The 13,771-nt window shown below is 72.7% G+C and carries 9 protein-coding genes; 4 read left to right on the top strand and 5 right to left on the bottom strand.

Going from position 1 to position 13,771, the window contains the following annotated elements; all coding sequences use genetic code 11:
* Nucleotides 1-74: 74 nt before the first annotated feature.
* The 3 genes from coaD to recG are packed head-to-tail and all read right to left on the bottom strand — an operon-like array spanning nt 75 to nt 3,453.
* On the bottom strand, nt 75-554 hold the full coding sequence (gene coaD, locus N4G66_RS34680) for a pantetheine-phosphate adenylyltransferase (protein ID WP_261708304.1): 480 nt from the start codon (nt 552-554) through the stop codon (nt 75-77).
* A 26-nt stretch (nt 555-580) separates the two neighbouring features.
* A complete protein-coding gene (gene rsmD, locus N4G66_RS34675) occupies nt 581-1,207 on the bottom strand; it encodes a 16S rRNA (guanine(966)-N(2))-methyltransferase RsmD (RefSeq protein ID WP_261708303.1) in 627 nt (208 codons plus the stop codon).
* Between the two features lie 29 nt (nt 1,208-1,236).
* Entirely contained in the window at nt 1,237-3,453 is a 2,217-nt protein-coding gene (gene recG, locus N4G66_RS34670) for an ATP-dependent DNA helicase RecG (RefSeq protein ID WP_261708258.1), read from the bottom strand.
* Nucleotides 3,454-3,619: 166 nt separating this feature from the next.
* On the opposite strand from recG, the gene N4G66_RS34665 reads away from it, so the two are divergent.
* Nucleotides 3,620-5,458: an HSP90 family protein gene (locus N4G66_RS34665; protein WP_261708257.1), complete on the top strand. Its 1,839-nt coding sequence runs from the start codon at nt 3,620-3,622 to the stop codon at nt 5,456-5,458.
* Nucleotides 5,455-8,676 carry a tetratricopeptide repeat protein gene (locus N4G66_RS34660; RefSeq protein WP_261708256.1) on the top strand — a complete coding sequence of 1,074 codons (3,222 nt, stop codon included), beginning with the start codon at nt 5,455-5,457 and terminating at the stop codon, nt 8,674-8,676. The genes N4G66_RS34665 and N4G66_RS34660 overlap by 4 nt, the downstream gene beginning before the upstream one ends.
* Nucleotides 8,677-9,312: 636 nt before the next feature.
* On the opposite strand, the gene N4G66_RS34655 is transcribed toward N4G66_RS34660, so the two are convergent.
* The gene (locus tag N4G66_RS34655; RefSeq protein ID WP_261708255.1) at nt 9,313-10,257 is read right to left on the bottom strand and encodes a LysR family transcriptional regulator; all 945 of its coding nucleotides are present in this window, start codon (nt 10,255-10,257) and stop codon (nt 9,313-9,315) included.
* An 81-nt stretch (nt 10,258-10,338) separates the two neighbouring features.
* Between N4G66_RS34655 and N4G66_RS34650 the strand changes: the two genes are divergently transcribed.
* Complete coding sequence (locus N4G66_RS34650) at nt 10,339-11,265, top strand: DMT family transporter (protein ID WP_261708254.1); 927 nt, start codon at nt 10,339-10,341, stop codon at nt 11,263-11,265.
* 54 nt (nt 11,266-11,319) lie between these two features.
* Here N4G66_RS34650 and N4G66_RS34645 read toward each other — a convergent pair whose 3' ends face one another.
* Nucleotides 11,320-13,257: a DAK2 domain-containing protein gene (locus N4G66_RS34645; protein WP_261708253.1), complete on the bottom strand. Its 1,938-nt coding sequence runs from the start codon at nt 13,255-13,257 to the stop codon at nt 11,320-11,322.
* 258 nt (nt 13,258-13,515) lie between these two features.
* Between N4G66_RS34645 and rpmB the strand changes: the two genes are divergently transcribed.
* Nucleotides 13,516-13,701 (top strand): 50S ribosomal protein L28, encoded by a 186-nt coding sequence (gene rpmB, locus N4G66_RS34640; protein ID WP_261708252.1) that lies wholly within the window; start codon nt 13,516-13,518, stop codon nt 13,699-13,701.
* Nucleotides 13,702-13,771 lie beyond the last annotated feature (70 nt).

Below are 13,771 nucleotides of genomic sequence, written 5' to 3'. Positions count from 1 at the left end.
GTGATGGAGACGGACGGGTCGACTGTACGACCACTGCTGCCCCGTCCGACACCGGGTGACGGGCTGTCAGGCACTCAGTCCTGGCCCAGCCGCTCCTTGAGCGCCGCAAGGACCACCGGCGGCACCAGATGGGAGATGTCACCGCCCCAGTTCGCGACTTCCTTGACCAGTGAGGAGGAGAGGAAACTGTAAGTGGGGCTGGTCGGGATGAACAGGGTCTCCACGCCCGAGAGGCCGTAGTTCATCTGGGCCATCTGGAGTTCGTAGTCGAAGTCGCTCACCGCGCGCAGGCCCTTGACGATGGCCGGGATGTCCCGCTGCTTGCAGTAGTCGACGAGGAGGCCGTGGTAGGCCTCGACCTGGACATTGCCGAACTCGGCCGTGACCTCGCGGATCAGCTCGATCCGCTCGTCGACCGTGAACAGGCCCTTCTTCGACTGATTGATCATCACCACGACGTGCACGACGTCGTACAGCGGGGAGGCGCGGGCGATGATGTCGAGGTGTCCATTGGTGATGGGGTCGAATGACCCCGGACAGACGGCGCGGCGCAACAGTGGTCCCTCGCTCTCCGGTCCGGTCATCGTGCGTCTTCGCACGTAGAGGCGGCGCGACCGTACCAAAACGTTCCCTCGCCGTATCGACGGGCCCTGACGGCTTCAAAACCGTCCGGCCATCCGAATGCGCCGCCTCTGGTGCTGCGCTCCACGGTGACGAGCGCATCCTCCGCGAGCCAGCCCCCGGCCCGGAGTGTGAGCAGAATCTCCCGAAGATCGTCGTCCAGGACGACGTACGGAGGGTCGAGGAAGACCAGGTCGTACGGTGCCTCCGGCGCCGCCGTCCGGACGATCTGCTCCGCTTTGCCCGCTCTGACCTCGGCGCCCGGCAGGCCGAGCGACTTCACGTTGTCGCGGATGACCTTGGCCGCACGGGCGTCCGCCTCGACGAGCAGGGTGTGTCCGGCGCCGCGGCTGAGCGCCTCCAGGCCGACGGCGCCCGAGCCCGCGTACAGGTCGAGCACGCGCTCGCCCTCCAGCGGGCCGCCGAGCAGGGACTGCCAGGTGGAGAAGAGTCCCTCGCGCGCCCGGTCGGACGTGGGGCGGGTGCCGGTGCCCGGCGGGACGGCCAGACGGCGTCCGCCGGCCCGGCCGGCGATCACGCGGGTCATGAGGGTCCTTTGCGCTGGGGGTGTGTCGGTTCCTCCCAGTCTCTCAGCCGCCGGCCCCTCGCCGCCGCTCAGCCCTTGTCCAGGTACTGCTCCCGTTCCTCGTCCAGCAGGGCGTCCAGGGCGGTACGCAGTCCGGGAAGGCCCTTGAGGTCCGGGTCCGCCGCGACGACCGCGGTGGCCTCCTCGCGGGCCTCCGCGATGATCTCCTCGTCGTCGATGACGGCGAGCATGCGCAGGGAGGAACGGACGCCGGACTGGGCCTGGCCGAGGACGTCGCCCTCACGGCGCTGTTCGAGGTCGATGCGGGACAGCTCGAAACCGTCCAGGGTCGAGGCCACCGCGTTCAGCCGCTGACGCGCCGGGCTCGCCTCCGGCATCTCTGAGACCAGGAGGCAGAGTCCCGCGGCCGAGCCACGGCCGACGCGGCCGCGCAGCTGGTGGAGCTGGGAGACACCGAAACGGTCGGCGTCCATGATCACCATGGCGGTGGCGTTCGGTACGTTCACGCCGACCTCGATCACGGTCGTGGCGACGAGGACGCCCGTCTCGCCCGCGGCGAAGCGGCGCATGACGGCGTCCTTGTCGTCGGGATGCATCCGGCCGTGCAGGACTTCGACCTTGAGGCCCTGGAGGGGGCCCTTGGCGAGCTGGGCGGCGACGTCGAGGACGGCCAGCGGCGGACGCTTCTCCGCCTCGTCCTCGGGGGACTTCTTCTTGCCGCCCTTCTTCGGGTCGTCGTCCTCGTCACCGATGCGGGGGCAGACAACGTACGCCTGATGGCCGTTCTCCACTTCCTCGCGCACGCGCTCCCACGCGCGCGTGAGGAAGTGCGGTTTGTCCGCGACCGGGACGACATGACTGGCGATCGGGGAGCGCCCGGCGGGGAGCTGGTCGAGCACCGAGGTCTCCAGGTCGCCGAAGACCGTCATCGCGACCGTGCGCGGGATGGGGGTGGCGGTCATCACCAGGAGGTGCGGGGGCTGCTTGCCCTTGCCGCGCAGGGCGTCGCGCTGCTCGACGCCGAAGCGGTGCTGCTCGTCGACCACGACCAGGCCCAGGTCGTGGAACTGCACCTTGTCCTCGATCAGCGCGTGCGTGCCGATCACGATCCCGGCCTCGCCGGTGACCAGGTCGAGCAGCGCCTGCCGCCGGCCCGCCGCCCCCATGGAACCGGTGAGCAGCACGACCTTCGTGGAGTGCTCGGCCCCGCCGAGCATGCCGCCCTCGGCCAGCTCGCCCATCATCTCGGTGATCGACCGATGGTGCTGCTGGGCGAGCACCTCGGTGGGCGCGAGCATCGCGGCCTGCCCGCCCGCGTCGACGACGGCGAGCATGGCGCGCAGGGCCACCATTGTCTTCCCGCTGCCCACCTCTCCCTGGAGCAGCCGGTGCATCGGGTGTTCGGTGGCGAGGTCGTCGAAGATCTCCTTGGAGACCTTCTGCTGGCCCTCGGTGAGGGTGAAGGGGAGCTTGGCGTCGAAGGCGGTGAGCAGGCCGTCCGGTGCGGGGACGCGGGCGACGGCGGGGAGCTGGCCGTCGGCGTGGCGGCGGCGGGCCAGGGCGACCTGGAGGACGAAGGCCTCGTCCCACTTGAGGCGGGCGCGGGCGTCGTGGATGTCGGCCTTGGTGTGCGGGCGGTGGATCTTGAGGAGGGCCTCGGGGAGGGTGACCAGGCCGCGGCCGTCCCGCAGCGGGTCCGGGAGGGGGTCGACCGCTTCCTGGGCGCTCGGCAGCACCGTCTGCACCGACTTGGCGATCTTCCAGGACTCCAGCTTGGCGGTGGCCGGGTAGATCGGGATGAGGGCGCCCGCCCAGCTGTCGACGCTCTCCACGGCCTCCTCGCCGTCGCCGCGCAGCAGTTCGTACGCCGGATGGGCGAGCTGGAGGCGGCGGTTGAAGACGGAGACCTTGCCGGAGAACATCGCGCGGGTGCCGGGCAGCAGGTCCTTGTGGGGCTTGTGCACGCCGTGCCCGAAGAAGACCAGCTGGAGGCGGCCGCTGCCGTCCGTGATGGTGACTTCGAGGCGCTGCCCCTTGCCGCGGGGCGCCTTGGACGAGGCGAAGGTGGCCAGGCGCGCGTCGGCGACCTGGGCGACCACGGTCACGTGCTCGTCCAGCGGCAGGTCGGCGAGGTGCGTGAGCTGCCCGCGCTCCTCGTATCTGCGGGGGTAGTGGTGCAGCAGGTCGCCGACGGTGTGCAGGCCGAGGTGCTCGGCCATCACCTTCGCGGTGGCGGGACCGAGCGCCTTCTTCAGTGGTTCTTCGAGCACGGGCACGAGATCCATTGCACACCACGGCACTGACATTGCCGTATACGTCCCGGAAATCCGCTGGTCAGACGGCTCGTTCCGGGCCTAGGATGACGCGCTCCGGCCCTCTTCGCGGTCACCTCCCCCGGGACCGCCCGACCCCGCGCCGTCGCCCGTCCCCCCACCGACCGGCGCAGCGACGATGGACTCCCAGACCTCACAGCCGTCCCAGGCCTCCCCGTCACCTCATACGTTCCAGGTCGACCTGCGCGGTCTGGTCGACCTCCTCTCCCATCACCTCTACTCCAGTCCCAAGGTCTATCTGCGCGAACTGCTGCAGAACGCCGTCGACGCGATCACCGCGCGGCGCGCCGAGCAGCCGGACGCCCCGGCCACGGTTCGCCTGTACGCCGAGGGCGGCACCCTGCGGGTGGAGGACTCCGGCGTCGGGCTCACCGAGTCCGACGTGCACAGCCTGCTGGCGACGATCGGCCGCAGCTCCAAGCGGAACGACGGCCTGGAGTCGGCGCGTTCGGACTTCCTCGGCCAGTTCGGCATCGGGTTGCTGGCGTGTTTCGTCGTCGCCGAGCGCATCCGGGTGGTCAGCCGCAGTGCCCGGACGCCCGACGCGGCGCCCGTCGAGTGGACGGCGGCCGACGACGGCTCGTACACCGTGCGCACCCTGCCGCACGAGGCGCGCACCGAACCGGGAACCACCGTGCACCTGGTGGCCCGTGCCGGGGCCGGCGAGTGGCTGAGCGAGGAGCGGGTCCGTTCGCTGGCGCGCGACTTCGGCGCGCTGCTGCCGTACGACGTACGGGTCGGCGACGAGCCGATCGCGGACCTGCCCGCGCCCTGGGACCGGCCCTATCCGAGTCCCGCCACCCGGAGAGTCGCCCTGGCACGGCACTGCCACGACCTGTTCGGTTTCACTCCGCTGGACTCGATCGACCTGGACGTGCCGGTCGCCGGGATCCGGGGCGTGGCCTACGTCCTGCCGTCGGCGGTCAGCCCCGCCCAGCGCGCGAGCCATCGTGTGCACCTGAAGGGCATGCTGCTCACCGAGCGGGCCGAACAGCTGCTGCCGGACTGGGCGTTCTTCGTGCGCTGCGTCCTCGACACGGACAGCCTGCGGCCCACCGCGTCCCGCGAGTCGCTGTACGAGGACGAGACCCTCGCCGCCGTACGGGAGGCACTGGGCGAGCGCATCCGGTCCTGGCTGACGGGGCTCGCGGCGGGCGATCCGGAACGGCTCGCCGCGTTCCTTTCGGTGCACCACCTGGGCGTGAAGTCGCTGGCGCGGCACGACACGGAGATGCTGCGCACGATGCTGCCGTGGCTGCCCTTCGAGACGACCGACGGACGGCTGTCCCTGGAGGAGTTCGCGCAGCGGCACCCGGTGGTGCACTTCACACGGACCGTCGAGGAGTACCGGCAGGTCGCGCCGATCGCCTCCGCGCAGGGCGTCGGGGTCGTCAACGGCGGCTACACGTACGACAGCGAGCTGATCGAGGCGTTGCCGGCCGTGCGTCCCGGGACGGTCGTCTCGGAGCTGGACGCGGACACCGTGACGGCTCACCTGGACGCGGTGGACCCGGCCGAGGAGCTGGCCCTGTCGGCCTTCCTGGGGGTCGCACGGGCCAGGCTCGACCCGCTGAACTGCGATGTGGTCCTGCGCGCCTTCCACCCCATGTCGGTGCCCGCCCTGCATCTGGACGACCGGGCGGCCCGCCACGAACAGGCCCGCGCTCAGGCCGAGGAGCAGGCCGACGACCTGTGGGCGGGCATTCTCGGCTCGCTGCGCGGCAGCACCCCCCGCGCGCGTCTGGTCCTCAATCACCTCAACCCGCTGATCCGCAGGATCAGTTCGCTCGGTGATCCGGACCTGATAGGCACGGCCACGGAGTCCCTCTACGGACAGGCCCTGCTGATGGCCCAGCGCCCGCTGCGGCCCGCGGACTCGGCGCTCCTCAACCGCGCCTTCATCGGCCTCCTGGAGTGGGCCACCCACACCGACCCCGGAAAGGACGACCGCCGATGAACCCGGCCATGGACTTCGACACGCTGCGCCGGGCGATGGCGGACAACTACGAGCAGCCGGAGGGGCCCGGCCGCAACGCGCGCGCGGAGCAGTTGCTCGTGGAGGCCGAGAAGCTGAACATCCCGCTCGCCGTCATCGAGGCGCTCGGCCACCAGCTGAAGGTCTACAACTACAGCTCCGAGAAGGGCAAGATGTTCGTCCCCTTCGCGCGCCTGCTGCGCATGTGGGACGAACACCCCGAGGACTTCGACGAGTTCGAGATCCACTCCCTGCACTGGGTCTTCAAGTGGATGTCGGCGGGCATGCTCGACCAGCCGCACGTTCCGCTCGCCTCCATAGAGAAGTGGCTCGGCGAGATGGAGCGGCGCTACCGTCTCGCCGGTCATTCCGAACGGGCCGTACGCAGCGCCGAGTTCAGCGTCGCCGCCCACCTGGGCGACCTGGCGCGCGCCGAGCGGGCGTACACCGCCTGGATGGCCGCGGACCGCGACTCCATGGCCGACTGCCACGCGTGCGAGCTGCACGGGCAGGGGTGGTGGCGGGCGGTGCGCGGCGCGGACCCGGAGGCGCTGGAGCTGTGGGCGCCGGTGCTGGAGGGCGAGTACACCTGCGCCCACGAGCCGCACACCGTCCTCGCGTCCTCCCTGCTGCCGCTGCTGCGCCTCGGGCGCGTCGACGAGGCGCGCGCCCATCATCTGCGCGGCTTCCGGCTGGTGCGGGGCATGGAGAGCATGCGGGGCGCGTACGCGGACCATGTGGAGTTCTGCGCCCTCACCGGCAACGAGGCGCGCGCCCTGGAACTGCTCGCGGAGCGCCCGGCCTACTTCACGGACTCCGGGGACCCGCGCAGCGGGCTGGACTTCATGGCGGTGGTGGCGCTCACCATGGACCGCCTGACCTCCCGCGGACTCGGCGGGCAGCCGGTTCCCGGGCCCGCGGGGCGCGCATGGACGGCGGCGGAACTCGCCGTGCACGCGCGCGGGGAGGCGCTCGCGCTGGCCGAGCGGTTCGACGCCCGCAACGGCACGTCGTACGTCAGTGAGCGGGCCCTCGCGCGCATGGATCAGCCGGCGCTCGTCGACCGGCTGCCGCTGGGCGTGCGCTCCGCGCGCCCGGCGCGCACCGGACCTCACCTGTCGGCGCCGGCCGCTCCCCTGCCGCAGGCCGTGGCCGAGGCAGCCGAACCCCACCTGGACGCGCTGCTCGCCGAAGCCCGGCGGCTCTCGGCGCTGCGCGACCCGGACGCGGTGGAGGCGTGGGCGGCGGTCTCGCGCGCCTCCGAGGGCCACGAGCTGCAGGTCCGCGACCGCGCGGAGATCGCCGATCACGCGGCGATGGGCCGCGGGCCGGAGGGCGCCGGCCTCTTCCACCGGGCCGCCGAGCTGTACGCCGAGGCGGGCGACCCCGGGGAGGCGCTGGCGGCCCGTTCCCGCGCCGCGTACGTCCAGGCGCTGTCGGGCGGGGCCGCAAAGGTCCTGGACACCGTCGCGGAGCTGCGCGAGCAGGTGCTGGCGCTCTTCGCGGAGGGCGGGGCGGAGGTGTCGCAGACGGCGTCCGTGCTGGTGGGGCGGGCGCGGACGCTGATGCATCGGGTGGACGAGCTGGAGGCCGGTCCGGAGGACGGGCAGCCGCTCGCCGGCACCGGCTCCGAGGGCGATGTGACGGTCGCCGCCGAGGAGGCCGCGCGGGAGTTGCTGGCCCTCGCGGAGCCGCATGCCGGGGACGACGTGGCGCTGGCGTCGCGGGCCGCCGAGGCGTACGCGATGCTCGGCGAGCTCGCGGCCCGCGCCGATGACGCCGAAGGGGCCGCCGAGCTCCTCACGCGCGCCGTCGAAGGGTTCGTGGCGGCGGGGCTGCCGTGGTTCGCCGTCGAGTACGACTCCCGGCTCGCCGGGATCGCGATGCACCTCGGCGACACGGAGGCGGCGGAGCGGGCGACGCGCGCGGCGCTGGACCACGGAGGTTCCCACCTGGAGCCGGCCGGCCATGCCCAGCTGCATCTCCGGCTCGCCGAGATACTCGCCGCGACCGGGCGGTTCGGCCCCGCTTCGGAGCATGCCCTGGAGGCCGCGCACTGGGCCGACGAAGCGGGCGAGGCCGCCACGTTCGGGGCCTGGGCACGCCACCAGCTCGGTGGTTTCCTGCTCCGCCGGGGACGATGGGCGGAGGCCGCCGAGATCCTGGAGTCGGCGCTGCCGGATCTGACCGGCGAGATGCACGGCGACGGCGTGATCGTGCAGACGCGCTGGTGGCTCGGCGACTGCCTCACCGAGCTCGGCGAGCATCGCGAGGCCGCCGAGCACTGGCTGCGCGCCGCGGACATCGCCCGGCACTGGCCCGAGCAGCGCGACCACGCGATGCTCGCGCACCTCGCGGCCGAGGCTCTCGGGCGCGCCGGGATGACCGCCCAGGCCGATCAGGCGTACGCCCGTGCGGGCGACCTCTGGCGCGAGCTGGGCAACGTCCACGGGCTGGTCCGGGCGCTCCGGGCACGCGCGTGGGCCGCGGCCCGGCTGGACGGGGGACTCGACGGGGCGCGGGAGCTGATGGGAGCGGCGGTCCAGGAGTGCGCGTCGGCGGTGGAGAGCTGGTCTACTGCCCCGGGCTCACCGGGCTCACCGGGCTCACCGGGCTCACCGGGCTCACCGGGGGCAGAACGCTCGGGCATGCCGGACGACTCAACCGGGGCCGGAGGCGGGGGCGAGCCCGGAGCCGGAGGCCGGGACGAAGCGGGAACCGCCGTCGAGACCGGGACCCGACTCGGGACGGGTACCGGGACCGGAACCACAGTCGAAGCGGGACCCGACGCCGGCCCCGGACCCGGGACCGGCGTCGGGCTCGAGGACGAAGAGGCTCGGCGCCGTATCGTCGCCGAACTCGGGCACACCCACCGCCAGTTCGGGGATCTGGTGGCCCGTTCCGTGGCGAACGACGCGGAGGAGGCCGCCACACGGGAAGCGTTCGAGGAGGCCCTCGGGCACATGACCCGGGCGATCCCGGTGTTCGCCTCCCTCGGGGACGCCCTGCTCGACGCCCGGACGGGTGCCGAGTTGGCGGCCGGCTGGCTGGAGGCCGACCTGGGGCGGCACGGCGCCGCCACCGCACGTGCGCGCGTGGTCCTTGCCGCGTGCGCGCGGCTGGACGGGGAGGTCGCCGAGGCCCGGCGGGCCGAGGCCGAGAAGATGCTCACGCTCATGGAGAAGGCCGGCAAGGCCTGAGCACGCCGCCTGCGCGACCGTGCCGTATCTGGCGGACCATCCGAATCGGTGCGCAGGCGGCGCGGGGGCCCCTCGCCAACGCATCAGCTCTCTGGGCGTCGGCACCAGGCCGCCGGGCGTCGGGGCGTCAAGGCGTCCGGCCTCGGAGCGTCAGCGCGTCGCGGCGTCAGCGCGTCAGGCTTCGGGGAGTCAGACCTCGGGACTGCAGGCCTCGGGGCTGCAGCGCCTCGGGGCTGCAGCGCCTCGGGGCTGCAGGCCTCGGGGCTGCAGCGCCTCAGGACTGCAGCGCCTCAGGACTGCAGCGCCTCAGGACTGCAGCGCCTCAGGACTGCAGCGCCTCAGGACTGCAGCGCGTCGCGGCTGCAGCACAAGGTCTCCAGGCCTCGGGCGGGGCCTCGGGGCGTATGGGGGGGGCGTACGGCGTCGAGGCGCCGCTGCCGTCGAGAGCCGTGTCGTCGTCCTTGGGATCCGCGCAGCCGCCCTGGCAGCCATGCCGTCGCTCCTGACCGCCGTGTCCGCGCCCGTGACAGCCGCGTCCGCGCGAGACATGAGGCATGGGGTACTGCACGGCGGTTCGTTCGCGGTGAACGAACCGCGTCCGCGCCGCCCAGGGGCCGGGAACCTCCCTGCCGGGTCTCACGGTGGGCCGACGGCGGGGATCCCGGAGGCCTCGAAATCGGCGTCGTCGGCGCCCCGGATCGCCTCGGCCGCACGGCGCAGTTCGCCGAGCACCGTCCGGACGGCCTTCCGTGCCACGCGTTCGGGACGGTGGAGCACGTCGATGTGCCGTATGGCGTGGACCCCGCTGAGTGGTCTGAGGACCAGGGCGGGATGCCGGCGTGTGGTCCAGCGGGGCATCAGGGCGAGCCCGCCTCCCGCGGCGACCGTCTCCGCGACGACCGCGAATTCGTTGATGCGGTGGACGATGTCGAGCCGCCGGTTCGCGGCCGCCGCGATGGCGTCGATGGTGGCCATCAGCGGGAATCCGTCGTGCACGGTGATCCACGGCCGGTCCGCGACATCACGCGGGGTCAGGCGCTCTTCGCGGGCCAGCGGGTGGTCGGCCGGCATGGCGACGTCGAGCGGTTCACGCAGCAGCGTGGTGGCGGTGACGGTGCGTGGCCAGGGCTGCGCGTGCGCGAGGTGATGAGCGAGTACGAGGTCGTAGTCCCGCGTCAGCCGGGGAAAGTGGTCCTGCGCCACGTCCTCGTCGGCGAGCGAGAGCCGCGGAGCCTGCGGGTCCCGGCCGCGCAGCAGGATCGGGAAGAAAGTGGCGCCCGCGCTGTGGAAGGCGGCCACCGACACGTCTCCGGCCGGCTCGTCGACGAACTCGTCCACACAGTGCCGTGCTCGGGCGAGGGCGCTCTCCACCTCGATCGCCGCGCCGGCCAGCGCCCGCCCGGCGTCCGTCAGCACCAGCCGTCGTCCGTCGCGTTCGGTGAGCGGAACGGGGATCGAGCGTTGCAGCAGGCGCAGCTGCTGGGAGATCGCCGAGGGGGTCATCAGCAGCGCCTCCGCAACGGCGGTGACACTTCCCAGCTCACCGAGTTCGCGCAAGATCCGCAGCTGCCGCTCGTTCATCCGCTCATTGTAGTGATGCTTAAAAGACACTGAAGAACTTCGCTCTGGGCTTCAGAGTCGGTGTGGGGGAGCGTGTGGGGCGTGTCCAGAGTCCGCAGCACCGACGCGGTGCTCCTTCTTGTCGCCGCTGTCTGGGGTTCCAGTTATCTGGCCGCCAAGACAGCCACTTCGGCGCTCCCCGTCCTGCTCGTCCTGTTCGCCCGGTACGGCATCTCGGCCGTCGCCTGCGTCGCACTCGTCGCCGCCCGGCGCCGGACGAGGCGCTGCACGCGCGACGAGCTTCGCGTCGGGGCGGCGCTGGGGGTCACTCAGGCGGCGGTCCTGGTCCTGGAGACGTACGGGGTCGCGCACACCAGCGCGGCCAACGCGGGTCTGATCATCAGCCTCACCGTCGTCCTCACCCCGCTGCTGGACCGCACGTCCGGCGCGGCGGGGCTGCCGCTCCGCTACTTCGCCGCCACCGGCCTGTGCCTGCTGGCCGTCGGGCTCCTGGTGTCCGGCAGCGGTTTCCGTTCACCCCGGAGCGGTGACCTGCTGATCCTCGCCGCCGCGCTGGTCCGCGCGGCCCATGTGGCGCTCGTGGGGCGGCTCACGGCCCGTCACACGGTTCGGCCGTTGCACGTCACGGCCGTCCAGACGGTTCTCGGCTCCGCCCTGTTCGTGGTGCCCGTCGCCGGCACCCTGCCGACGCTGGGCAGAGTCGATGCCGCCGGCTGGGCGCAGCTTCTCCATCTCGCCCTGTTCTGCAGCGTGTTCGCCTTCCTCGCCCAGACCTGGGCGGTGCAGCGCAGCTCCGCCAGCCGGGCCAGTCTGCTGCTGGGCACCGAACCGGTCTGGGCCGTCGCCATCGGCATCGGCCTGGGCGGCGAACACCTCACGGCCCTCACCGCCCTCGGTGCCGTGCTCATGGTCGCCGGAACCTACTGGGGGCAGGCCGTCGAACGCGCCCACCGGGCGGTCGTACCCAGGGAGCACCCTCGACGGGACACGGTTCCCGCGGGCGTCTGAGCGCCTTGCGCAGGCGGGCGTCCGAGCGCCTGCGCAGGCGGCGTCCCGCTGCCGCTACTCGACCCCGATCAGCAGCAGCGCGCCCTGGCGCCCGCCCCGGTACACCACGGTGTCCACCGCGAGGTACGACTCCCGCACCCGGGACTCCAGGTGCGCGGCGATGGTCTCGGGGGCCTCGTCGCCCAGGACGAGGGTGACCATCTCGCCGCCCGCCGAGAGCATCCGGTCGAGGACGGTCTCCGCCGTGGTGGTGAGGTCGGCGCCGATGACGGCGACGTCGCCGTCGATGAGGCCGAGGACGTCCCCGGCCTGGCAGATGCCGGCCATGGTCCAGGACTGCCGCTCGGCGACGGCGACCTCGGCGTAGCGGGTGGCGCCGGCCGCCGAGGTCATCGCGACGACGTCCTCGTCGAAGCGGCGCTCCGGTTCGTGCACGGCCAGCGCGGCGATGCCCTGCACTGCGGAACGGGTCGGGATCAGCGCGACCCGCACGCCCTCGGTGCGGGCCTGTTCGGCGGCCGCCGCCGCGGTGTGCCGCAGGTCGGCGTCGTTGGGCAGCAGCACCACCTCGCGCGCGTGGGCCCGTCGTACGGCCTCCACGAGCTCCCCGCTGGCGGGCGGCTCCCCCGGCCTCGCCAGCACGGTGGTCGCCCCGGCCTCCGTGTAGAGCCCGGCCAGGCCCTCGCCGGGCACGACGGCCACGACGGCTCGCTGCGCCCGCTCCCGGGGCGGACGCCCGGCCCCGGCTCCGGTGTGCACGTCTCCGAGCCCGAAGTGGGTGATCCGGATGCGGTACGGCCGCCCCGCCTCGACGCCCGCCTCGACGGCCGCGCCCGCGTCGTCCACGTGCACATGGACGTTCCACAGGCCGTCGCCGCCGACCACGACGAGGGAGTCGCCGAGGCCGTCGAGCCGGTCCCGCAGACGGTCCACGGCGGCGTCCTCCGCTTCCAGGAGGTAGATCACCTCGAAGGCGGGGTGACCGTTCTGCGCCGCCCCGTCCACACAGGCGTCGGCCGCGTCGGCCCTGTCCGTCCTGTCCGCCCCCAGCGCGTCCGTCCCGTCGGCCCCGTACACGCGATGACCGGGACGCCGGCCCGCGCCGGCTCGGGTGGCTCCGGTGGCCTCGGGACAAGCGTCCGGGGTGTGGAGGACGGTTCCGGGCGCCGGGATGCCGGCCGCAGTGGCGCCGCCGGTGGCGTCGAAAGCAGTCTCCGCCTCCGGCTCGTGGCGGCAGGCGGACCCCGCGGGCGTCCTCGGTGCCTCCCCCGTGAACGTCTCCACCAGGGCCGAGAGCACCGCCACCAGTCCCCGCCCGCCCGCGTCGACCACACCGGCGTGTTCCAGGACGGCGAGCTGCCCGGTGGTCGCGGTGAGCGCGGCGCTCGCTCCCTCGTAGGCCGCGAGCGCGACCGTGCCGCAGTCCCCCTCGGTGCCGGAAGCCGCGTCGGCGGCGGCCGAGGCGACGGTGAGGACCGTGCCCTCGACGGGGTGCGCGACGGCCTTGCGTGCGGAATCGGCGGCGTTGCGCAGGGCGAGGCGCATGCCCCGGCCATCGGTGCAGTTGCTCTCACCGTCGGCGGCGAGCACCTGGGCCATGCCCCGCAGCAGCTGCGCGAGGATGGTTCCGGAGTTGCCCCGGGCCCCGATCAGGGCTCCGTGCGCCATGGCCCGCACGGCATCGGCGAGGGAGACACCACCCCCTCCGGCAGCCCCCGGTCCTTGGGCGGTCCCGGCTCCTTCGGCCGCCCCGTTCCCCTCGGCGGCGCCGGGCGCCGAAGGGGCCACCGCCTCGTACCCCGCGAACACCGCCTCGACCGCGGCCGCCGCCGACTCCACCGTCAGATACAGGTTCGTCCCGGTGTCGCCGTCCGCAACCGGGTAGACATTGATCGCGTCGATCTCCTCGCGCGCGCGGCCGAGGGCCTCCAGCGCGAGCCCGCACCAGGTGCGCACCGCGAGAGCATCGAATGTCTGCGGCACCTGCGGCACCTGCGCCTCCTTGAGCTGCTGGACGTGGGACGCAGCGTAGACCCAGAAAGGGTTACTGCCGGTAGAGGGCCCTGAGGAGGGCGGGGTGGCAACCGGCCGGTCATGGTAGTTTCGTTCTCCGGACGCAGTCGTTGTATGCTGCTCCAGTTGCCCGATCCGATCGGGCCATCCCCCTGGCACCGCCACTCAGATCCTAGATCTTGATTCTCGGCATGCCGGGATCAACCGTAAGTGCATCTGAAGTTTTTGGAGTGACCCGTGGCTGCCAACTGCGATGTCTGCGGCAAGGGGCCGGGCTTCGGCAATAGCATCTCGTTTTCGCACCGTCGTACGCCGCGTCGCTGGAATCCCAACATCCAGCGCGTTCGTACCGTGGTCGGCGGGACGCCGAAGCGCGTGAACGCTTGCACCTCGTGCATCAAGGCCGGCAAGGTCACGCGCTGACAACCGCTAGCGCGCGGCCACTGCTGGTACGTCTGCACTGAGCCCGTCCACCTCACGGTGGGCGGGTTTT

The organism is Streptomyces rhizosphaerihabitans (assembly GCF_025399795.1).
Lineage (GTDB): Bacteria > Actinomycetota > Actinomycetes > Streptomycetales > Streptomycetaceae > Streptomyces > Streptomyces rhizosphaerihabitans.
This window is presented reverse-complemented; position numbering and strand designations above follow the sequence as displayed.